This window comes from Herpetosiphon gulosus (genome assembly GCF_039545135.1).
Lineage (GTDB): Bacteria > Chloroflexota > Chloroflexia > Chloroflexales > Herpetosiphonaceae > Herpetosiphon > Herpetosiphon gulosus.
The window spans coordinates 1-22806 of the sequence record NZ_BAABRU010000006.1 but is presented as its reverse complement, the minus strand read 5'-3'; the positions used below and the strand labels follow the sequence as shown (position 1 = coordinate 22806).

Genomic DNA, 22806 nt, shown 5'->3' with positions numbered 1-22806 from the left:
CGGATTCTGACTATTTAGAGGAATTTTGCCCCATGCGTTGGATTGTATTTTTGGGAATTATCGCGAGTTTAATCAGTTGTGGCTCGGAGCAAGCAACCGCTGTGCCAACTCCTAGCCCTCAAAATTGGCGTTTGAGCTATGTGCAAAATCCATTAGCTGAGGCAAATTTGGTGCTGCGCGATGACGCTGGGCGAGAGCAAGCAATCGCGACGGCAGTGAATAGCCCTGCTTGCCTCAGCCAAGGCCGTTTGGTCTATACCACAGCGACCAGCATAACCAAGCGGTTGGTCGCAAGTGACTTATCGAGTTTGTATCCTGAAACCTTAGTCGAAGATCCTGAGGCGGTGTTGAGCCAAGCTACCTGTCATCCTACTACTGATCAACTGCTTTATTTGCGTTCACCGTTGGCTTTGATTGATGACGAGCCTGCACCGCCCAGCATTTGGCAAGTTAGTGCTAACGTGAGCCAGCCCCAAAGCTTGGATGTCGATCAAACGCCCGCGTTAAATCAACAATGGTCGCCTGATGGGCGTTGGTTGATCTATGAATTGGCTGATCGACCGCAATTAGTGCTGCAAGCTGCAACGGGCATAACTCGCGAATTAACTTTGACTGGGACGTTTACATGGCAGCCCGATAGCCAAGCCTTGATTATTGCCCAACTCACCGAGCCTGAAACCGGACGTTTTGGTCGGTTGCTGCGCTATGATCTGGCAACCGAGCAATTAAGTGTTGTGCTTGAAAGCCCTGATGCCGATGTTTACTATCCACGTCTCGCGCCTGATGGTCAGCGATTAGCCTATATTCGTCGCCCGTTGGGTGCTGAACTAGGCGAAGTTTGGCTATTAAATCTCAATAATTCAAGTCAAGCACGCCAGCTAACCAACGATCCTCAATACGATAATTTTGATCCCCAGTGGTCGCCAGATAGCCAACAATTGGTTTGGAGCAGGCTTGACCCACAGCAATCGCGCTATTCAATTTGGCAACAACCCCCTGAAACCACAAATGCCAGCCAAATTGCCGATGATGCAATTTGGCCGCGCTGGTTGCCCTAAAACACAATGCAGCAGGTTTGGCCTGCTGCATTGGTGATCGTGTGTTATCGTGTAATTATTGTTTGACGATGCGGTTTTCGATGTTAGCGCTAATTGGCTGAGCTAACTTTTCGATGTAGCGCACTAAGCCATCGAGGTCAGTTGGGCCAACTTCGCGATTCTTGCCTTGTTTGAGCACAACGAAGCCATCGCCGCCATCAGCCAAGAAGCTATTGACAGTGATGGTGTAGCTGGCAGCTTTATCCAAAAGTTGGCCACTACCATCACGTACTTCAAGCACTTTTTGGCCAACCGCATTGGCATCAGTCCAGGTGTAGCTCAAGCCTGAAATTTGCAGGATACGAGCGCGAACTGAACCATCGCTTTGGGTTTGCCATTGTTGGTTGAGCAAGGTGTAAATATCAGCCCCAGTTACAGTCATCTTGACCAAATCGTTGCTGAATGGCTGAATTGAATACAACTCGCCCCAGGTAATTTCGCCAGCATCGAGTGGTGCGCGAATGCCGCCTGGATTCATAAAGGCAAATTGGGTGCTCATGGTGTTACGTTGCGCATCGGCAATCAAGTTGCCTAAGGCCGATTCACCGGCTGCATTGGCCGTGTTGGTGATGGCGATGGCTGAAGTACCAACCTTGCGGTTAACTTGCGATGCTACTTGGTCTTCGTATTTCTTGACCATTGCCGCAACCTCTGCATCAGGGGTCATACCTTCGTGGAAGGTCGTGACGATCGTGGCTTTTTTGGCCACGATATCGCGTTTAGCGCGGTCGATTGTCAAATCGATATCAGCAAAAGCAGTGCTATATGAAAGTGCTTGGGTGATCAACTTACCATCGACTTCGCCGCTGATTGAGGTGTGAGTGTGAGCGCTAACGATCACATCAACATCATCATTAATACCATTGGCAATTTCAGCGATTGGGCCAGTGATTGCGCCAGTTGTGGCGTTTTGCGTACCACCTTCGTGGGCCAAAACAATGATTGCATGGACACCTTGGCCATTCAACTCGGTTACTGCTTGATTGATCGCCGTAACTTCATCGATAAACTCAAGGTTGGTCACGCCTGATGGAATCACGATTTCAGGGGTATTTTGCAATACGACACCGATAAAGCCGATGCGTGCCCCATCAATGTTCATCACATGATAGGCTGGCAAAATCGTCTTATTGGTGCGTTTGTCGATCACATTGGCCACAACATAGGGATAGTTTGCACCTTCCCAGCAGCCAGCGGTTGGGTGACAGCCACCATCGATCAAGCGCATCATTTCATCGAAGCCTTCATCGAATTCGTGGTTGCCGATTGTGCCAACATTAACTCCCAACATATTAAGGAATTCCATGGTTGGCTGATCTTGCAACAAGGCTGAGCTTGGGGCACTTGCGCCGACCATATCGCCAGCTTGCACGGTCAACGAGTAGCGAGCTTTGGCGCGAGCTTGTTTGATGTAGCTGCTCAAGTAGGCAGCGCCACCAACATCCTTATTGCTCACCTTGCGGCCCGTTGAGATTTGACCATGGAAGTCGTTGATTGCCAACATTTTGAGCTGCATTGGCACCAAAGTCACGCCAAGGCGAGTCAGCAAGATTTGATTCTTGCCATCTTTGGTGTGCCATTCCATGCGAGCACGCTCAAAGTGTTGGGTTAAAACTTTATCGCCATCGATGTTAATTTCTTCTTGGGGATCAGAGAGTGGCAAGCCCCACAAGGCCAATGATTCGCCGTAGGTAATGCCATTTTCACTCAAATCCAAACCTTGCGAGTTCCAATATTTCAAGAACTCACCGCAAACGCTGTGGCCAGTTTCGCTGAACAATTGGCAGCCAGTCGCTTGGGGAGCGGTGGGGAAATCGCGCCATACGCGGTTTTCGCGCAACAGCACTTCATCATTAATCCGGCCAAGTAAAATCGTAAATGGAGCTGGTTTCTCGGGGTGATATTCAAGCCGCTGGCGCTCAAAATATTGCACCAAGAACTTACCTTCAGGAGTGGCTTCTTCATAGGCTGCGGTTTGGGGATAACCAAAAACGGGCAACCCACCGTTCTTTTCCCAATAATCGCGGAATTCGGGAGCAATACATTCGACAACGCCTGGCTGATTGAAACACAGCTTTTCGGCGGCCTTCGTTGGTGCAGCTTGGCCAAGCGAGCCAACCAACAGCGTGAGGCTAAGTAGAATACCTACTTTGCTTTTCACGTTATGCCACATTGCAAAATCCATGAATTGTTTCTCCTGGACACACAGATCACTTAGTATTATACGTCAGAAAATAATAATTTTGGTTAAATTTAGTTCAAATTTTGGTTCTATTTTATTCACAACCCTAAAATTATCTAAATAGATCGCAAAAATAGTATAGTTTTGAATTCTATAATTTACTGGCTAGAATACTTAAGAATGACCTAGCTAAATATCCAGATTATGCGCCTTCCCAAATTTGTTCGCCATTCATAATTCGGCGTAATTGTTCAGGGAAACGTTGGAAGTGTAGTGGTTTGGCCAGAAAGCCATCGAAGCCAGCAGCGCGAATTTTGGCCACTTCTTGAGGGCCAGTTTGGGCACTGACCGCGATCACCAAGGCGTTGCAAAGCTTGGGGTGGACGCGAATTTTGGGTAACAGCACATAGCCATTTTCGCGTGGCAAGTTAATATCCAACAGAATTAAATTAATTGCGGGTACTGCATCGTTTTCGAGGAAGGCAAAAAGTTGGCGGCCTGAAGGCCGTACATTACAATAACGTACTTCTGGCATAACATTCAGCAATTCAGTTAATACCAGCATGTTATCAATATTATCTTCGACGATTAGCACAAACGCTTTGGTCATTTTTTGAATCAGCGACATACCATTAACTCCTTCGTGAGTAATTAATTCGTTTGATCGTTTGAAGTATGTAAATCGTTGTCGCTGATCTGGGGCATGGAACGGTTGAAATGAGCACAACAATTAGAATTTGTTGGGTTTAGCCACGTTTACGCGCGACAATCAGGACATAACGCACAAATTCAGCATAAATTTTCTCGACCATCGGCCAAGTTTGTTCGATCATGGCGAGCATTGGGGCTGGATAAATCGCCGCTAGTTCGGCCCGTTTTTGCTCGATGCCAAGCTTGGTATGGGCGAGGGTTTTCTCGATCCCGGCGGTCAAATCGATCAACTCAAGCTGCTCGAAGCCGGTTTGGGCGAAGAGATCAAGATAGCCTTGCTTGGTGGTGAGGGTATTAATTTGAAAGGCTGGGAAAAAGATCTGTTGCTGCTCAGGGCTAAGCGGCTTGACTTCAACGATATCAGTCAGCACGAAATAACTGCCGGCCTGCAAAACTCGATTGGCTTCTTGCATCACAGTGAGGCGGCTTGGCATATGAAAAATCGATTCAAAAGCCCATGCAGCGCTGAAAAAATCGGCTTCAAACGGTAATTCCATGGCATTGCCCCAATTGATGTGCACAAACTCCTGCATTTGCATGGCTTGGATGGTAGCTTGTGCTTCGGCAACTTGGCCGTGCGCCACAGTTAATCCATGGACATGGCATTGTTTGGCGCTGGCCATGCGAATCGCGGGCAAGCCTGTGCCACAGCCCAGATCAAGCATATGTTGGCCTGGCTTAATCGGCGTTTTCTCAATCATCAAATTGGTCAAATGTTCTTGGGCTTCGGGGAGCGACATGTCTTCTAAACCTGCTGGCCAATAGCCGCCATGGACACTATCGCCCCAAATTAATTTATAGAACGGCCCCATCGCGTCGTAGTAGGCTTCAACATCGCTGATGCTTGGTGAGTTGGGTGCTGGAATATCGGTTGATAGGACTGTCATACACAATTCTCCTAAAACGCTGCTACAACTCTGATTCAATGCTGGTTGATTGTGGATACCAAAACGGCCCAAGTTGTTGACCAAGCCCTAAGATCGGACCACGCTCCCAGTGGTGGCGAAAATCTAAGGCTGCTTGGGGGCGTTCGGTTTTATCGGCCTGCCAAGTTTTGCGCAAGAAGGCAAAATCATACAAAATCTGGCGAAACTCCTCTTCGCTGAGATTATAGCCAGGCTTTTGAGTCCAATAACATTGCAACTCGCCAACCAAAAGTGGCGGAATGACATGAGCATTTAACATTGGTTTGCCAAACGAAATAAATAATTCGGCAGGAGCAATTGCTTCGCCATAGATTGCCTGAATTGCCTCGGCTCGACTTGTGATTGTACGCTGCTGGATTGCACGAAAGATAGTTTGCCAGGCTTGCTCTTGATCAGGAACGATATACCACCATAAAGTTTGTTGCTCGCTTGCCTGATCTGTCTGATCCAATCGCTCAGCAGTGGCATGTAAACTTGGCAATTGTTCTGTTCCCAACAAGCGCACCCGCCATTGATGGGTTCGATAGAAATCAAGCATCGTTTGGCTAGCAATGCCCCATTCAACCCAACCCTCAAGCTTCTCACGGTAGTTAGGGGTTTGCTCTTTAAACTGATTGGGCAGTAATAAGGGAACAAATAAATGGCGAATCCGATAGCTCATGAGCATGCTAATCGTTTTGAGCATTTGCTCATGACTCCATTGGGCAAATGCATTACCTGTTGCTGGCACTCCTGCAAGTGCGGCTTGTCGTCGGCTGCCTGCACATGAATAGACAACCGTTTCAGGGACAATCTCATTGACGAGATCAATTGGCTGTTGCAGGAATTCAGCTAAGGTTGGCTTCATAATTTTAATTCTCCTAGGGTGACTGCTAACATGGCGCTTAACTCATATGCGCGATCAATCCGTTGGGGGCAATAAATTTCTTTATTGAGCCAACATTGATACTCTTTCATCCGAAACGGACGATAATGAATACAGAGCCAATTATAGCCACGTTGGAGCATGTGAATGTCGTCGTTATCTAAGAGTCCAGCTTCACGCAAGTTTTGTAATGCCAGTACCGCATAGGCCGTTTCAACCGTGGTTGATCGATTGATGATGCCCCAGCCACCATCAGGGTGTTGGTGAACCTGTAATGCAGCGACGGCTTCTTTCATGGCGGTTTTGTAGGGCGAATTTTTGAGTGCAATCAGCACATGGCAGGTGGTGTAAAGCCACGAAGTATTCCATTTATCGCCGCTCCAACTGCCATCAAGTTTTTGTGCGTCGATAAAAATCTTCCACCAGCGTGAAATATCAACCCCAGCCAAATCGAGCGCATGCACTGCGCGAGCTGTCAATGAAATAGAGGGTTGCAATTCGCCATGATACGCCACAAAATGTGGGGCACGCTCAAATTGGTTTAATATCGCGAGATCGACTGGGTAGCCAGCCGCGATTAATACCGCCACGGCGGCAGCTGTATCATCGCCATCGGGCATAAAATCGTCGCTAAAGCCAATGCCGCGCGGCTTGAGTGCTTGATGTAAATCGGCAATTTGTGGTTTAAGCACATCCTGAATGCTAGGGAAATCGAGAATTCCCCCGGTTACCAAAGCATATAAGCTGAACGATTGCTCGAAGCGTGGGATTGGCCAAGCGGTTGGCATAATGCACGGGGCACTTTCCGAAGTAGCCAGTGAAGCTTGGCGCAAGTAGTTTTCAGCGCCAGCGATTTGGTTGCGTAGATTTGGATTGCGATTGGCAGCAAACAACCAAGCAGCAGTGGCGGCGGGACTATGGCCAATTCCACCTGAGCCATCGATCAATTCTGGATCAGCATGACTGGCCCATGCTTCCCATGAATAAACTGGGGCTGTGCCAGCGCGGGGCTTTTTTTGTTGAATCAATGAGCGTTTATGTTCGCCGAGTGCGATCAACTCGCGATAGGGAGCAAGGGGGATATTGAGGCGGAGCTTAATTGGCACATCGTCGATATCATCTTGATGCTCTTCGCGATAAGCTTCTTCAAGCATGTACGGCAGCAGCAGTTCCATACCAACTGGTAGGTTATCGGGCAGCGGTTTTTCCCAATATTCAAGTTGGCGACGCAGAAAACGTTTGGCCTCAAGCAGGCCATCGAAGGTTGAACGACGCTGGCAGTGGCGGCGCAGGGCTAAAATTGCTGCGAGGGTTGGCACTGCTCGGCTGAGCGGCATCGATGGATTGCCCCAGCCACCATCAGCCTGTTGTTGACTGATCAGCCAATTGACTGCTGGCCAAACATGATCTTCGCTGGGCGTTGGATAGAGCCGCAAAACTTGGGCCGTATCATAGACTGATGGACTCATCAGGCCACCATTTTGGCCAAGGTCGCGAATCAAGGCCCGCAGATCGTCAATTAAGATATCAACAATTAAGCTCATAGACAACGGGTCGAGATCCTACACAAGGTCGTAATCTGAACCCTGCTCCTTTCTGGATAGCGATCAAACCAGCGCCTAGGACAAGACGCTGGTTTGATCACAGGGGCTTAGTAGGGTTCCCAGACTGATTCACCATTTAAGATGCGCGTAATTTGAGCGGGGAAGCGATTGCGATTAATCGGCTTGCCAATCAGGCCATTGAAGCCAAGTTCGCGGGCTTTGGCCACATCTTGCGGCATCACATTGGCGGTTACCGCAATCACTTGGGTATTTTTAAGTTGTGGCACATTGAGCATATTTTTAAAGACAGTAAAACCATCTTCATAAGGCAACTGAATATCGAGCAGCACTAAATCGGGGTATAACCGTGGATTTGCCTCAAGCAGCTTGAAAAATTGGCGGCCAGAGGCGCGTCCGTTATAGTATTTGACGCGCAAATCTTCGCGGAGCAGAATCTCCAAAACGAACAAATTGTCGGGGTTATCCTCAACAATAATCACAGATGCGTCGCTCGGTACAACGGGAACAAAATATTCATTACTTGCCACGGGCATACTCTACTCCTTGGTTAAAGATCTCATTAATGCGTCTAAGAAATTCTTCCTCACTAAGTTGGCGTTTAGCAATGACCCCTTGGGCGCGAGTGCGCAGCCAATCATGTTCCTGTTGATCAAGATCCTTGGCGCTGACAATAATCACGGGAATATCGGCATAATTAGGACTATGCCGCAGGTTTTCGAGCACTTCAAAGCCATCCATTTGTGGCATCATGAGATCAAGGATGACCAGATCGGGTTTTGATTGTTCGATCATGGCAATCGCTTCAATCCCATCGGCTGCTTCGCTGATGGCATAATCACGTGCTGCGAGGATGTGCTGAATGACTTGACGAGCATCAGGGTTATCATCAACGACCAAGATCTCGGCAGTTGGTTCGACACATTCTTGAACAACAGCCAGCAATACCTCCTCACGTACAGGTTTAACAATATGTTTTCTTGCCCCCAGTACCAGCCCAATCGTCCCCTGATCAACAACTGAGCAAACTACGATGGGAATATGGGCAATCGTTGGATCATTCTTGATCTGGGCCAGCAACTCCCAGCCATCAAGATTGGGCATTTGCACATCGGTAATAATCAAGCGTGGCTCGATTTGTTTGATCGTACTGATTGCCAAGCGACTATCAAGCACGCTATGCACCCGATACCCTCCTGATTCTAGCATGACCCGGAAGGTCTCATGGGCATCAGGATTATCATCAATCACCACAATCTCAATGGTTGTAGGGTTGCTTGGTTCTGCCTCAAGTTCAGCCAAACTTGGTGGTGCAGTTAAATCGATCGTGGTAGTTTCGGGTAATTTATTGGTAATTGGCAAACTAAAGAAGAAGGTTGAGCCTTTGCCTGGGGTGCTTTCGAGCCACATATTGCCGCCGTGCATCTCCACCAATAATTTACTAATTGGCAGGCCTAAGCCAGTGCCTTGATATTGATGGGTAACTTCATTTTGCACTTGTTGAAATTCTTCGAAAATTTGTTGTTGATGTTCAGGAGCGATCCCAATTCCGCTATCTTGGACTGAAATTTGGACAGTTTCAGGATCGGGTTGACTGATCGCCACATTAATTTGGCCTTGCTCAGTAAATTTGACGGCGTTTGAAAGCAAATTGAGCAATACTTGGCGAATTCGCACTTTATCAATAACCATCGTTGGTAGTTCTTCGGGCATATCAAGTTCAAGTTCAAGCCCTTTATCGCGGGTTAGCCCGCTGGCTGTCGCCATAACCCCAGTGATAATTGGCTCAAGTTGAGTTTTCTCATACATCAACTCCATACGTCCAGCCTCAATTTTCGAGAGGTCGAGAATGTCGTTGATCAAACCAAGCAAATGATCAGCGTTATAGAGCACCCGTTCTTGCAGTTCACGTTGGCGCTCAGAAAACTCACCATAACGATCCAAAAAGGCGGTGAAGTTGATAATTGCATTGAGTGGGGTGCGCAGCTCGTGGCTCATATTGGCCAAGAAGCGCGACTTGAGTTGATTGGCTTCCTCGGCGGCAGTTTTGGCAGCGGCTAGTTCGATATTGGTTTTTTCAAGCCGCCCTTCACGCTCTTCGACCGCGTGTAAGGCATCTTGCAAGGCGGCAGTCCGTTCATCGACCAAAATTTCAAGTTTATCGCGAATCTGTTGGAGTTCATATTCACGTTGCAACGCGCGGCTGAGCGCATCATTTAACGAGGCACTAAAACGATGAAAGAAGAAGCCTACCAAAATCGTACTTAATACAAAAGTACTAAGACTTGGTGGCAGAATATCATCAGCTCGTGGGTAAATCGCAATGAAAGGAGCTTCGACTAATTGTAGTATCCCGATAATTGATACGACTGCAATACTGATTGTTGCAATAGTCGTGATACCTTTACGCCCAGTCAACAAACCTGATAAGGTAATTGGCATCATAAAAGCTGAAAGCATCCAGCCACTATTGCGAACACCTTCGAAAAAGAGAATTGCACTTAATCCTAATAACAAGCCAAAAGATGCCAGCATTACTGAACGCCGGAAATGGCCTTGACGAATTGTTATGAGTGACATAATAAAGAAGATAAAAATAAAACCGCTCGCTGTACTCGATGTAATCGCCCCATTCATGGTATTAAATAAGAAAAAGGAGCCAGGAATCGTCCCCAAACAGATAATACACATGCCAATCAGCATGATTTGAAGGAGAACAGCTTGTTCACGTTGCACGGGGTCGGAGATTTTAATGGTATTAAGCCAGCGCTGGATTGAGGCTTGCATGCTTGCTCCTTCAGCATAGCGCCTGCTATGCCCTACCAAAGATTAACAACTCTTCCATCAGCAACTACAATGATCTGCTTGAATTGATGCGCGGAGCAAAGAGCGGAATTGGTGGCATTCAAGCAGTGGTAGGCCCGATCCAGTGTGGAATTCGTTTACACTTCACATATGTCAATATACCGATAGGCCTATAGGTTTATGTGTGGAAAGTGTACCATAGACGACCTATAATTGTATAGTATTTAAGTTGGATATTTGGCCTGTATTTCCACCCTACCATTACCACCATTTCCATGTGACAAATTTCGCAATTCTTGGTATGATAAGGGCTACACTGATCCTAACTACTTGATAGTCAGGACTAGAACGGTTGTTGCACAATTATCCTTGTGAATGTTATACCATAGCATGGGTAAGTCATTCTAGAAGTGCTAGTACTGAGTTCCTATACACTCTAGGTCAGAAACCAAGTGGTACTATTGGTACTATCGAAATGGTTTCTAATTACCTAGTGGTATGGCGGTTAATCTGTGTATAATCTTCCCCACAACCCACAGATAAACCAATCTTATCTGAACAACCATCACCAAATTACTGTGGCACAACCTGCCACAACGATTGACGGTTTATCCCCCCAAAGGGTAAGCGAGTCGAGCTAAAAGTTCTAACAAACAACCCTGTACAAGGCTGATAGCCTCGTTGTTTGCAGCGAACCTTGGCTGGTGATTGTGGGTGATATACCGCTGATTACTGCCAGCAGCAACGCTATGGCTACGCGTGGTTGGTGCTATCGGAGGCGGGATTTCTATCGGCCCGTGTTTATATGGCATAAACACACCCAAATTCTTACCTCAGACCCTGACCGTCTGATGTTTGGAGTTACCATGTTGTATTGTTTCTTTCCAGACCGTAATCGTTCATCAGTCCGCGTTGGTATGATTACCCAAACAATTGCTCTTTTGGTTTCATTCTTGCCTGCAATGCCTCGAATTCAACAGCGTAGCTGGAGTTCTAGATACCTTTTGGCTTGGTCACCGAACGATGAGCATACTTCTTGCTTAGGCTTGCGCTAATAGCAAACCCCAACGCTCATCATTATTCGCCCTTGCTCTTTTAACCACGATGTTAAATGAAGGTAGACTGCTATGACAACCCAGCGCGATGTTTTGGTTTTGGACGTACAAAACCACCCTGTTCAAACGCCCGTTTCGTCGGCCTATCGCAGCAACATGCAATTTGCCCGCTTGCGTCACCACGATTTTTGTGATGCACAATTGGCAGATACTCAATTCAACTTGGCTGATTTAGTGCGTGCCCAATTAAATAGCGCTAATCTTCAACGCGCTAATTTTCATCGCGCTCGACTCAATCGAGTTGCTGCTGTCGCTGCAGATTTCCGTGATGCAAATCTGAATCAAGCTCAATGCGATGGTGCTGATTTTACCAATGCTGATCTCTCAGGGGCCAACCTGAGCCAAGCTCAATTTTGTGGCGCAATTTTGGTTGATGCTAGTTTGTTTGGCGTTCGCTCCAATCAATCGGCTCACCCTGCTCGCCAACAATTGAATTTCACTGGCGCTGATTTGCGCGGTGCTGATCTGCGTGATGCTGATCTGCGCAACGCTACCCTGACTGATGCTCAACTCCAAGGTGCTCGCTATAACGCTGGAACCTTGTGGCCATTGGGTTGGAATAGCGCTGACCATGGTTTGATTTTCGATGACCATCTGCTCGCTCGTGAGGTTGCTTGCTAGGTACTATTGTTTTTGTACTGGCATTCTGGTAATCAACGCCCATTTCAGTTGCTGAAACGGGCGTTGATTATTTTAGTTATTGGTGCATCTGCTCAGCCCGCCGCAGCAGGTTTACAAATTCAACCACACTTTGATTATTGGGCAAATCCAGCGCTGCTTCTTCAGCCAGATCAAGCACATCAAGGATATCGGTGCCATTATTCCAGCGTGAATGGCGTAATAGTTCAGCGTATTCGGCGACACTTGTTGCCAAGTGCATTCGCGGACTGGCGCGATCAAAGCTGCTATGAATTTGCGCGGTTGAAATATTCAAGCTTTCTTCAACTGGCGCGTTGGTATCCATGCTGACATAACGAATATTAACTTGGGCGATTGGGCCTTGGGCCTCAGGATGGCGCTTAATTTCATACAGCGCTGTCACACTATGGCCCGTGCCAACTTCGCCACCATCAACACTGTCGTTGCGGAAGTCACTATCGGCGACCGCGCGATTTTCATAGCCAATCAGGCGGTAGCGTTTAACCACATTTGGGTCAAAATTAACTTGGATTTTGGCCTCACGCCCGATAGTTTGTAGTGAGCCAGTCAGTTGCTCGCCAAAGAGACGTTGAGCTTCATCGGCTGAATCGAAATAGGCATAATTGCCATCGCCTTTGTCGGCCAGTTGCTCCAACAAAATGTCGTTGTAGTTGCCCATGCCCACGCCGTAGGTCGAAAGCTGCACACCTGCATCAAGATATTGTTGGAAGGTTGCCAGTAGTTGGCTTGGTTCGGTCATGCCGCTATTGGCTACCCCATCCGAGCAGAGCAAAATTCGGTTGATGCCTTTAGGTTTAAAGGCTTGCCAAGCTAATTCAAAGCCTTTGTATAGGCCAGCTTCGGCGTTGGTGCTGCCAGCTGGCTCAAGCGAGTTGATTGCGGTGATGATATCCATCTGATTTGCACCCGAAGTTGGGTTTAATACCACTCGCATTCCATCGTTAAAGGCCACAATTGCCAAGCTATCGTCGGGTTCGAGTTGCCCCGCCAAATAAATCAAGGCGTTTTTGACCATTTCCAAACGACCACCTTGGGCCATCGAACCAGACGTATCGATCACAAAGGTAAGGGCGGCAGGCTTGCGATCAGCTTCTTCGATCGTGCGAGCCTGAATTCCAATTTGCACCAACTCGTAGTTGGGGCCACCAAATGGTGATGGTGCTACCTCGCTGTAGATCGCAAAATCGCCATCTTCGGGCTGAGGATACTCGTAATCAAAGGCATTCAGATATTCTTCAACCCGCACTGAATCAGCTGGTGGCAAGAGGCCTTGGTTAATACTGCTGCGCATTAGGCTGTACGAGGCACTATCAATATCCATCGCAAAGGTTGACAATGAATCAGTTTCGGTGCGCACGAATGGATTTGTGCCATAATTTTGGAAATACATCGAGTCAAAGATTTCTTGATCTTGCTCGTTTGGGTAGGCAGCGCCTGGTTGCGGCACTTGCGTTGGAAATTGCTGTACATCAGGCAAAGGTGCTCCAGCGGCATCAAGTGGTGCTTGAGTTGCCATTGGCTGAGGCGCTGGTGCTGGCTGCTCAGCAGCGGCAGTTGGTTCTGGCTGAGGCGCTGGCTGATCAGCATTGATGGGTGGCTGGGTTTGCGGTGCTGGCCGTTGTGGTTGCGGATTGATCGTTGGTAGGCTCGCTTCTCCCCCACAAGCGCTGATGATCAAGGCGATCAGCACAATGCTGCTTCGTTTTAGTCGCATAACATCCTCTTTTTGGTTAAATTGATTATGCATTGTGGACCACACCAATCAAACGTTGCCTGCTCCTCTTTGGTTCCCTTTTTGTATCTGTAGGTTTATACTCTGCTCTTCGAACTGCGATGTGCGAATTGACCGCGTTGGCAATGGTTGCTCCTTTGGGTGATCCAGCTTTAGCATACCTGCCTGAAATGGCGAAAAAAGGGATTTTTGCTGGTAAATCACTGCCATTTACTGTACAAAACGCCAGTAGAATGCTATGAACTAGGATTAATCCACGTTTGAAAGGGGTTATCGATGCAGCTTTCAATGGTTGCTGCTGAATTACAGCGCTATGTTCGCCGAATTCCACCCTTGCCGTTGGGCAGCACTTGGGGGCGGCGTTTTGTGCGTTGGTTGGGCAGTCGTATTCCTACCAAGCAGTTTGATGGAGTGACGGTTGATCAACGCAACGATTTAAATCCCCCAGTGCGCATCTATCGTCCAGCTGTTTGCCGCTCAAACGCTGCACTTTTTTGGATTCACGGCGGCGGCATGATTATTGGTCAGGCTTCGCAAGATGATCAATGGTGTGCCACGACGGCGCAACGATTAGGGATTGTGGTGGTTTCGGTGGAATATCGGCTCGCTCCCGAACACCCTTTCCCTGCGCCGCTCGATGATTGTTTGGCTGGTTGGCAGTGGCTTCAGCAACAGGCCACGATGCTAGGGCTTGACCCATCGCGGGTGGTGCTGAGTGGCGAAAGTGCTGGTGGTGGTTTGGCGGCAAGTTTGGCGCAACGCTTGGTTGATCTGGGTACGATCCAGCCGCTGGCCCAATTGCTGTTTTGCCCAATGCTTGATGACCGCACGACTATCAATGCTGAATTAACGTCAATTGACCATTTTGTCTGGAATAACCGCAAAAATCTGATCGGTTGGCAGGCCTATTTGGCCGCTAAACCTGGCGTTGGCGCGATGCCAGCATATGCAGTGCCTGCACGGCGCGAAAATTTGCAAGGCTTGCCGCCAACTTGGATTGGCGTTGGTGATATTGATTTGTTTTATCAAGAAGATCGTTTGTATGCTGAGCACTTGCAAGCAGCTGGAGTTGACGTAACGTTTGAGGTGGTAGGTGGCGGGCCACATGGCTTTCAGAATTGGGCCTTTGATAGCGCGATGGCTCAAGCGTTTATTGCCAAAGCTCATTCATGGCTCCAAGCTCGGCTTGAATGCTAGTGCCCTTAGCAGCCGTTTGGGTGTGAGTGGAATGATAAAGCACTTTTCAGCTATAAGGAAATGATTTATGGCGAACGCCGCTATTATTGTGATCACAGGTGCGCCTGGCTCCGGAAAAACAACTGTTGCCCAGCATTTGGCGCAACGCTTTAACTTGAGTTTGCATATCCCGACCGATGAGCTACGTTCATGGGTGGTGTCAGGTCGGGTTGAGCCGATTCCGGTCTTGACTCCGCCTGCGATCGAGCAACTGCGGCTTGCCCGCGAAGTCGTCAGCACGATGGCAGGGTTGTATCAGAAACATGGATATAGCGTGATTGTTGATGATGTGCTTGTTTCGGCTGATCTCCAAGCGATGTTTACCCAAGCTGATCAGAGCGCATTGCATAAAATCTTGCTCTGTCCAACGTTTGAACGAGTGATTGAAAGAAACTATGAACGCTATCGCCAATTTGATCGGCAAAAATGGCAGCCTGTCATCGCGAGCCTGTATCAGGACTTATGCCGCCAAAATACGCCTGATCAGGGATGGATTGTGCTCGATACGAGTAACTTGAATGTCACTCAGACCGTCGATGCGATCCTTGATACAATCCGATCTGACGAACGCTAACGCTAGATCGGCGCTATTATGGCTGGAATCGTCTGCGCATGCAGGTCTTTTTAATAAACTCTAAAGTTTTAGTATTGACTTACTGCTTTTTTTAGCTAAGATGCTTGATTAATTGCAATTTAATTTTTGAGACCGATCCCAAATACCTACTTGGCAAAGGAGGTTTTATTCGTCCATTGAGCTTACTAAGGGTTAATTTATGAGTATTTTTGGAACCGATTCCATAATTAATATTGATTAAAGGTCAAGCCCATGCTGCTTGTCGTTATGGCCAGTGCTTGCCTGCTGCTTTAAACCAAACATCGTAACCAAAAACCGGGTGCAAAGGAGACCCCATCTATGCGAATGCTAAAGATGGCCGCAGCAGTAGTGGTGCTGTTTGCAGGCGTAATTCAGGCGATGGTGGCCGTGCCGCAATCGCGGGCGGCAAGTAGTCAGCCATACAATTGGTCGAATGTCGAGATTGTTGGCGGTGGTTTTGTCCCAGGCATTATTTACAATCCAACTGAACGCGATTTGGTCTATGCCCGCACCGATATTGGTGGTGCATACCGCTGGAACCCCACGACGAACCGCTGGATTCCCCTCACTGACTGGATTGGTGCAACCGATTGGAACTGGACTGGGATTGATAGCCTCGCGACCGACCCCGTTGACCCCAACCGCGTATATTTGGCCGCTGGTACCTATACCAACGACTGGACTTCGGCCAACGGCGCGATTCTACGCTCAACCAACAAAGGCAATTCGTGGGCACGCACCGACCTGCCATTTAAGCTTGGCGGCAATATGCCAGGCCGCTCGATGGGCGAACGTTTGGCGATTGACCCTAACAAAAATAGCGTACTTTACCTCGGCACACGTGGCCAAGGCCTCTGGCGCAGCACTGATTATGGTGCAACATGGACCCAAGTTACCAGTTTTCCGGCGATTGGCAACTATACCGATCCCTATTTCAATGACCGCATTGGGGTGGTGTGGGTAACTTTTGATCCTCGGACTGGTAGTAGTGGCAGCGCTTCGCAAACGATGTATGTTGGGGTTGCCGATACGACCACCAGTATTTATCGTAGCACCGATGGCGGGGCAACCTGGGCAGCATTACCCGGCCAACCAACTGCTGGCTATTTGCCGCATCATGCTACTTTGGCCTCAAACGGCATGCTCTACATCACCTACAGCGATACACCTGGCCCTTACGATGGGAGCAAAGGTGATGTTTGGAAATATAACACCGCGACCCAAACTTGGACGAATATCAGCCCAATTCCTTCGAGCAGCACCGACGATTATTTTGGCTATGGCGGCTTGGCGGTTGATGCGCAAAATCCCAATACATTGCTAGTAACCAGCCTCAATTCATGGTGGCCTGATGCCTTGATTTATCGCAGTACCGACGGTGGCGCGACATGGAGCGGCATCTGGTCATGGGCCAATTATCCCGAACGTACCTTCCGCTATACCCAAGATATTAGCACTGCGCCATGGCTCGATTTTGGTGGCAATGCGACTGCGCCCGAAGTTGCGCCCAAATTAGGCTGGATGATCGGTGATATTGAGATCGATCCATTCAATTCAGACCGTATGTTGTATGGCACTGGCGCAACGATTTATGGCACCGATAATTTGACCGCTTGGGATACCGGTGGCACAGTTGCGCTTGATGTGCGTGCCCATGGCCTTGAAGAGACCGCAGTTTTGGAATTGGTCAGCCCACCTGAAGGCGTGCACTTGGTGAGTGCCTTGGGTGATATTGCTGGTTTCTACCATACTGATCTCACCACCGCCCCACCATGGTCGGCTAGCCTCAAATTTGGCTCATCGACCAGCATCGATTTCGCTGGAACCCGACCCAACGTGATGGCTCGTACGGGCTATGTTGGCGAAGGCAGCACGATCAAACGGGTAGCTTGTTCGTGGGATGGCGGCCAAAATTGGTCGCATGCGGGCAGTGAACCAACTGGCTCAGTTGGCGGCGGCAAAATCGCCATGGCTGCTGATGCTTCGATGATTGTTTGGAGTGGGACGACTGCTCCGGTCAGCTACTCGATGGGCTGTGGTAATAGTTGGTCGGCGAGTGTCGGTATTCCTGCTGGGGCAGTCGTGATTGCTGATCGAGTAAAATCGACAACCTTCTATGGGATTGCCAATGGCACGCTCTATCGCAGCACTGATGCTGCCCGCAACTTTACGGCGGTTGCAACCGGTTTGCCCACCAAGAGTGCCAAAATCGAGGCCGTTTTAGGCATCGAAGGTGATGTGTGGCTGGCTGGTGGCCAAGATGGGTTGTTCCATTCAACCGATGGTGGCTCAACATTCAGCAACATTGCTGGAGTGCAGGTTGCTAATGTCGTTGGTTTTGGCAAGGCTGCACCCGGCCAGAGCTATCAAGCAATCTACATTACTGGGGCAATTGATGGTGTTGAAGGCTTCTTCCGCTCGGATGATGGCGGCACAACATGGCTGCGCATCAACGATGATCACCATCAATATGGCTCGACCAATGAAACCATTACGGGCGACCCACGGATTTATGGGCGGGTTTATATCGGTACGAATGGGCGTGGGATTGTTTATGGTGATATTGCTGGCTCAACCCCAACCAATACGCCAGCTCCTGCTACGGCAACTTCAACGCGTGTACCAACCGCGACTTCAACCAGTGTACCACCGACGGCAACGAGTGTTCCGCCAACCGCGACCTCAACTCGCGTGCCAACGGCTACTCCGCTGACTTCAACCGCGATTCCCTATACGCCAACGCCAACCGCGACCCGCGTGCCAACCGCAACCCCAATTACGCCAACCGGCTTGCCCTACACCCCAACTTCAACCCCAGCGCTTGGCGGTTGCCGCATTAACTATGCGGTTAATCAATGGAATACCGCTTTTACTGGTGGTGTAACGATTACCAATTTGGGAGCGCCGATTAGTGGTGGTTGGAACTTGACTTGGAATTTTGCCAATGGTCAAACTGTGATAAGTAGTTGGAATACAGTGCTGACTCAAACTGGTTCAGCTGTCACGGCCAAGCATAGCGCCGATTGGAATGCCAATATTCCAACCAATGGCACGCAAAGCTTTGGCTTTATTGCTAGTCATAATGGCACAAATGCTGTGCCAACTAACTTTGTTTTGAATGGCGTTGCTTGTAGCGTTGCGCCATAACCAAATCGCCAAGCGAGCCTGTTTCTAGGCGATAGGCTCGCTTATGTTGGATTCAAGGCCACAAGTGAGTTTGCTTCTAGGCGGCAAGTTTACTCGTGGCTTTGTTGCAGCAAATCGTGAATTTTATTGGCCAAATCGGTAATTTCAAATGGTTTGCTGAGCAATTCCATATGTGCTTCTAGTTCGCCGCTACGCACTGCCACTCGATCTGTGTAGCCACTGACGAGCAAAATTGGCAGGGTTGGGTAGCGCTGGCGAAGCTGGAGGGCCAAATCGTAGCCATCGGTTTTGGGTAAACCAATATCGCTAATTACTAAATCAATTGGTGTTGGTTGCTCGAAGAAGGTCAAGGCACTGCTGGCATCCTCGGCCTCAAGCGTGTGGTAACCCAACTCGTCCAGCACATCGATTAACACCATACGCACTGCTTCATCATCTTCAACCACCAAAATTGTGGCTCCCTCGATGCTGCGAGATTGAGCCGATTCGGCGGCAAAACCATGCTCAAGCCCACTTTGGTCACGCGGTAAATAGAGCTTGACGCTGGTGCCATATTCAAGCTGGCTCTCAATGTGAATATGCCCGCCAATTTGTTTGATAAAGCCATAGATCATCGATAAACCCAAACCTGTGCCTTGACCTAAAGGCTTGGTGGTGAAAAATGGATCGAAAGCACGTTCAATCACCTCATTACTCATGCCAGTGCCCGTATCAATGACTTCAATCAACACATATTCATGCGAGTCAAGTTGTAGCTGATCTGCTTGTTGCACGTCGATGTTGCTGGTGCTAATCGTCAGAATTCCGCCGTAGGGCATCGCATCGCGGGCGTTGATCGCTAGGTTGAGCAGGGCGTTTTCAAGCTGATTGGCATCGGTGCGTACCCGCCAAACGTCATCGCTGAGGTTGGTTGCAACCTGAATTTGCTCGCCAAGGCTGCGTTGGAGCAAATCGTCGAGTGATTGAATCAGACTGTTGATGTTGATTGGTTGAACATCGAGCGCTTGCTGGCGCGAAAATGCTAATAAACGTTGGGTTAATGCGGCAGCACGTTTAGCCGATTTGATTGCACTGTTAATATAGCGCTCAATCGTATCGAAACGACCTACGTTGATGCGGCGTTGTAGTAAATCTAGCCCACCCAAAATGCTGGTCAAAATATTGTTGAAATCGTGGGCGATGCCGCCTGTGAGTTGGCCAATCGCCTCCATTTTTTGTGATTGCCGTAATTGGGTTTGCATTCGTTCGATTTCAGCTTGGCGCTGTTTTTCGTTGCTAATATCACGGGCAACGCAATAGAGGTAGCCATTATCCAACACTGCCGTCCACGAAAGCCAATGATACTCGCCATCGCGACCGCGAAAACGATTTTCAAAATAGCTGGTAGGAATGCCATTGACCAGCTTGGCAACCTCTTGGCGTGTACGTTCATGGTCGTCATGGTGCTCAAGCCATTCGCTAGTGCGCCCAAGAATATCGCTATCATCCCAGCCAAGTGTGCGTTGCCAAGCAGGATTGATCGCCAGCCAATTGCCTGCTGGGTCGGCAATGCCCAACAGATCTTGACTGACCAGCCAAATTCGGTCGCGCTCACGGGTACGTTGGGCGACCAAGCCTTCTAGATCGTTGTTGAGCGCTTGCAGTTGTTTTTCGGCGCGTTTTTCGCGGTCAATATCGATGATTGTGATCAAGCCACCTGTGATTGTGTTATCAAGATCACGCACAGGGCCGCCGATAACCTTGATCCAAGCGCGGGTGCCATCGCCCCGCTGATAGTGAAAATCGCGCTCGGAAACTTGACCAGTTTTGACGGCAATCGCCAGTGGATATTCTTCAATTGGCACAAGTTGATTGTGTTCATCGTATGCAATCCATTCGCCGTAGGCCTCGGTCGCAGGTGATGGCAGCACAGGATGGCGCAAAATCTGCTCGACATGGGCATTGCCATCGGTGATCCTCCCAGTCGGGGTTTCGGCGAAAACCAAGCCAACAGGCAAGGTATCGAAAATTGCCCGCAAGCGAGCTTCGCTATGCTCCAAGGCATCCTCGCGGCGCTTGCGCTCGGTAATATCAATTAATACCCCAGGAAAGCGTTGCGGCTGATTTTGCTCAAAAATGCAAAAGCCATTAGCCTCGACCCAGCGATAATCGCCGTCACGATGGAGCACGCGATATTCAGCTCGATATGATTGGCCACTGTGAATTGCCGATTGAATTAATTGGCCAATTGTGGCTTGATCGTCGGGATGAATCGCTTCAAGCATGGCTTCGACGCTCACGCCTTGGCTGGCAAGGGCCGGATCAAGCGAAAAATATTCAGCAAAACGCGGATCAACAATACAACGATCGGCCACGATATCCCAATCCCATGTGCCGATCAGCAAGCCAGCATCCAAGGCCAATTGAAAGCGCTCTTCGGCGCGATGACGTTGTTGTTCAGCCAAAACTTGGGCAGTTATTTCGACCACCAGCGCCATGACCCCCAGAATTTCGCCGTTTTGGTCAAAAATCGGGCTATAGCTGAGATCAAACCAAACTTGTTCGTTGCGGCCATTGCGTTGCAACATAAAGTTGCGTTTTTGGTAGGTAAGACTTTTTCCAGCAAAGACCTGATCAAGGATCGACTGATTGAAATCGGCAGCTTCAGGCCAAGCTGCGGTGACTGGCATTCCAAAAAGTTCGGGGTGGCGTGAGCCTGCGATAGTAGCATAGCTAGCGTTGTAGATCATAATGCCTTGCTGTCCCCACAGCGTTGCGATCGCGACCGGAACTGCCAGCAGCATATCAACGATACTGCGCATGGCAGTTGGCCAAGTATCGATTACCCCAAGTGGCGTTGAGCTCCAATCAAACTCATGCAGCAGCTTGGTTATGGTGGCTTGATCGATGCGTGGCGCGGCGGGTCGTAGCGAATTTGGCATGGCAATCTGATCCTTGTCTGGCCTTAAAAAGTGTGCTGCTATTGTATCAAAAACGTTGCCACCGATTCTGGTTTTAGCGATCTGGATTAACTTAAGAAACTCTAAAGATTTAGTATTGACAAAATTAATTAAAAGCTTTAACATTCTTACAACAGTCTTGGGATCGCTCTCAAACAACGCCATCGCCTCCCCTCCCAAGGCCTATTTCACCCACATTAAGCTAGCTAAATGAGACCGGTTCCAAAGGAGGATGTTCACTTCTTAGGCAGTTTCCACGTTGAACGACAATGAATTGTTTGTGTACATAAAACCATGCGCGTTTTAATCGATGAAGAGTACACATACTACGCAAGGAGGCGAATTCGATGGCTCGGATCTTTAATTCCCGTGGATTAATTCTTGTTCTTTTGACCGCCGTGGTTGGCAGTGGCCTAGGCCAACTAAATGCCAAACCAACCGCCGCAGCGACAAGCTGCGAAGTCGTCTATAACATTGCTAACGATTGGGGTAGCGGTTTTATTGGCGATGTAACGCTTAAAAACACTGGTTCAGCTGTTTCAAGCTGGACGCTCGGCTGGTCGTTCGCAGGCAACCAAACCATTTCCAATCTTTGGGGTGGGGTTGTCGCGCAGAGCGGCGCGAATGTGAGCGTTAGCAACGCAGGCTGGAATGGCAACATCGGCACTGGCGGCACGGTAAACTTCGGTTTCCAAGCTGGCTATAGTGGGGCAAATGCCAAGCCAACCGTCTTTACCCTCAATGGTGTAACCTGTGGTGGTACCGTTCTTCCAACCACACCACCAACCAATACACCAGTTCCAACCACACCACCAACCAATACACCAGTTCCAAGCGCAACTACGCGCCCAACCAATACGACAGTTCCAACCACGCCACCAACTAGTACAACTGGCCCAACAAATGTTCCAACGAATACGCCAGTTCCAAGCGCAACCACGCGCCCAACCAATACGACGATTCCAACCACACCTCCAACCAGTACAACTGGCCCAACTAATACGCCAGCGCCAACCACTGAGCCTGGTATCCATGTTGCCAACCCATTTGTGGGGGCACAAGGCTACATCAACAGTGAATACGCTGCGCAGGTGAACGCCGAAGCTAATGCCACTGGTGGCACGCTTGGTTCACAAATGCGCCAAGTGGCCTCATACCCAACCTCCGTGTGGCTCGACCGAATTGCCGCAATCGCTGGCAGCAGCGACTCGATGGGCTTACGCGCTCACCTTGA

15 protein-coding genes are annotated in these 22806 nt (G+C 49.0%); 6 read left to right on the top strand and 9 right to left on the bottom strand.

What is annotated here, in order from left to right:
- The first annotated feature begins 32 nt into the window (after positions 1–32).
- Positions 33–1058: a TolB family protein gene (locus ABEB26_RS09180; protein ID WP_345721675.1), complete on the top strand. Its 1026-nt coding sequence runs from the start codon at positions 33–35 to the stop codon at positions 1056–1058.
- Positions 1059–1113: 55 nt separating this feature from the next.
- Here the strand turns inward: ABEB26_RS09180 and ABEB26_RS09175 are convergent, their stop codons facing one another.
- The 7 genes from ABEB26_RS09175 to ABEB26_RS09145 all read right to left on the bottom strand — a co-directional run bounded on the left by ABEB26_RS09175 (position 1114) and on the right by ABEB26_RS09145 (position 10130).
- Complete coding sequence (locus tag ABEB26_RS09175; protein ID WP_345721674.1) at positions 1114–3282, bottom strand: bifunctional metallophosphatase/5'-nucleotidase; 2169 nt, start codon at positions 3280–3282, stop codon at positions 1114–1116.
- A 199-nt stretch (positions 3283–3481) separates the two neighbouring features.
- Complete coding sequence (locus ABEB26_RS09170; RefSeq protein ID WP_012189691.1) at positions 3482–3907, bottom strand: response regulator; 426 nt, start codon at positions 3905–3907, stop codon at positions 3482–3484.
- A 118-nt stretch (positions 3908–4025) separates the two neighbouring features.
- Positions 4026–4877 (bottom strand): SAM-dependent methyltransferase, encoded by an 852-nt coding sequence (locus ABEB26_RS09165; RefSeq protein ID WP_345721673.1) that lies wholly within the window; start codon positions 4875–4877, stop codon positions 4026–4028.
- A 22-nt stretch (positions 4878–4899) separates the two neighbouring features.
- A complete protein-coding gene (locus tag ABEB26_RS09160; protein ID WP_345721672.1) occupies positions 4900–5763 on the bottom strand; it encodes a hypothetical protein in 864 nt (287 codons plus the stop codon).
- Entirely contained in the window at positions 5760–7325 is a 1566-nt protein-coding gene (locus ABEB26_RS09155; protein ID WP_345721940.1) for a prenyltransferase/squalene oxidase repeat-containing protein, read from the bottom strand. Before ABEB26_RS09155 ends, ABEB26_RS09160 begins: the two co-directional genes overlap by 4 nt.
- Positions 7326–7432: 107 nt before the next feature.
- Positions 7433–7879, bottom strand: coding sequence for a response regulator (locus tag ABEB26_RS09150; protein WP_012189687.1), 447 nt, complete (start codon positions 7877–7879; stop codon positions 7433–7435).
- Entirely contained in the window at positions 7863–10130 is a 2268-nt protein-coding gene (locus ABEB26_RS09145) for a hybrid sensor histidine kinase/response regulator (RefSeq protein ID WP_345721671.1), read from the bottom strand. The genes ABEB26_RS09150 and ABEB26_RS09145 overlap by 17 nt, the downstream gene beginning before the upstream one ends.
- 1145 nt (positions 10131–11275) lie before the next feature.
- Here ABEB26_RS09145 and ABEB26_RS09140 point away from each other — a divergent pair.
- A complete protein-coding gene (locus ABEB26_RS09140) occupies positions 11276–11884 on the top strand; it encodes a pentapeptide repeat-containing protein (RefSeq protein ID WP_345721669.1) in 609 nt (202 codons plus the stop codon).
- A 76-nt stretch (positions 11885–11960) separates the two neighbouring features.
- On the opposite strand, the gene ABEB26_RS09135 is transcribed toward ABEB26_RS09140, so the two are convergent.
- Entirely contained in the window at positions 11961–13637 is a 1677-nt protein-coding gene (locus tag ABEB26_RS09135; RefSeq protein WP_345721668.1) for a vWA domain-containing protein, read from the bottom strand.
- A gap of 294 nt (positions 13638–13931) precedes the next feature.
- Here ABEB26_RS09135 and ABEB26_RS09130 point away from each other — a divergent pair, with 294 nt between their 5' ends.
- From ABEB26_RS09130 to ABEB26_RS09120, 3 genes are all read left to right on the top strand, one after another.
- Positions 13932–14852 (top strand): alpha/beta hydrolase, encoded by a 921-nt coding sequence (locus ABEB26_RS09130; protein WP_345721667.1) that lies wholly within the window; start codon positions 13932–13934, stop codon positions 14850–14852.
- Positions 14853–14919: 67 nt separating this feature from the next.
- Positions 14920–15465 (top strand): ATP-binding protein, encoded by a 546-nt coding sequence (locus ABEB26_RS09125; protein WP_345721666.1) that lies wholly within the window; start codon positions 14920–14922, stop codon positions 15463–15465.
- A gap of 339 nt (positions 15466–15804) precedes the next feature.
- Complete coding sequence (locus tag ABEB26_RS09120) at positions 15805–18633, top strand: cellulose binding domain-containing protein (RefSeq protein ID WP_345721665.1); 2829 nt, start codon at positions 15805–15807, stop codon at positions 18631–18633.
- 89 nt (positions 18634–18722) lie between these two features.
- Here ABEB26_RS09120 and ABEB26_RS09115 read toward each other — a convergent pair whose 3' ends face one another.
- Positions 18723–21554 carry a hybrid sensor histidine kinase/response regulator gene (locus tag ABEB26_RS09115; RefSeq protein ID WP_345721664.1) on the bottom strand — a complete coding sequence of 944 codons (2832 nt, stop codon included), beginning with the start codon at positions 21552–21554 and terminating at the stop codon, positions 18723–18725.
- Positions 21555–21919: 365 nt separating this feature from the next.
- On the opposite strand from ABEB26_RS09115, the gene ABEB26_RS09110 reads away from it, so the two are divergent.
- Positions 21920–22806: cellulose-binding domain-containing protein (locus tag ABEB26_RS09110; RefSeq protein ID WP_345721663.1), on the top strand; the 887-nt coding region annotated here is incomplete at its 3' end.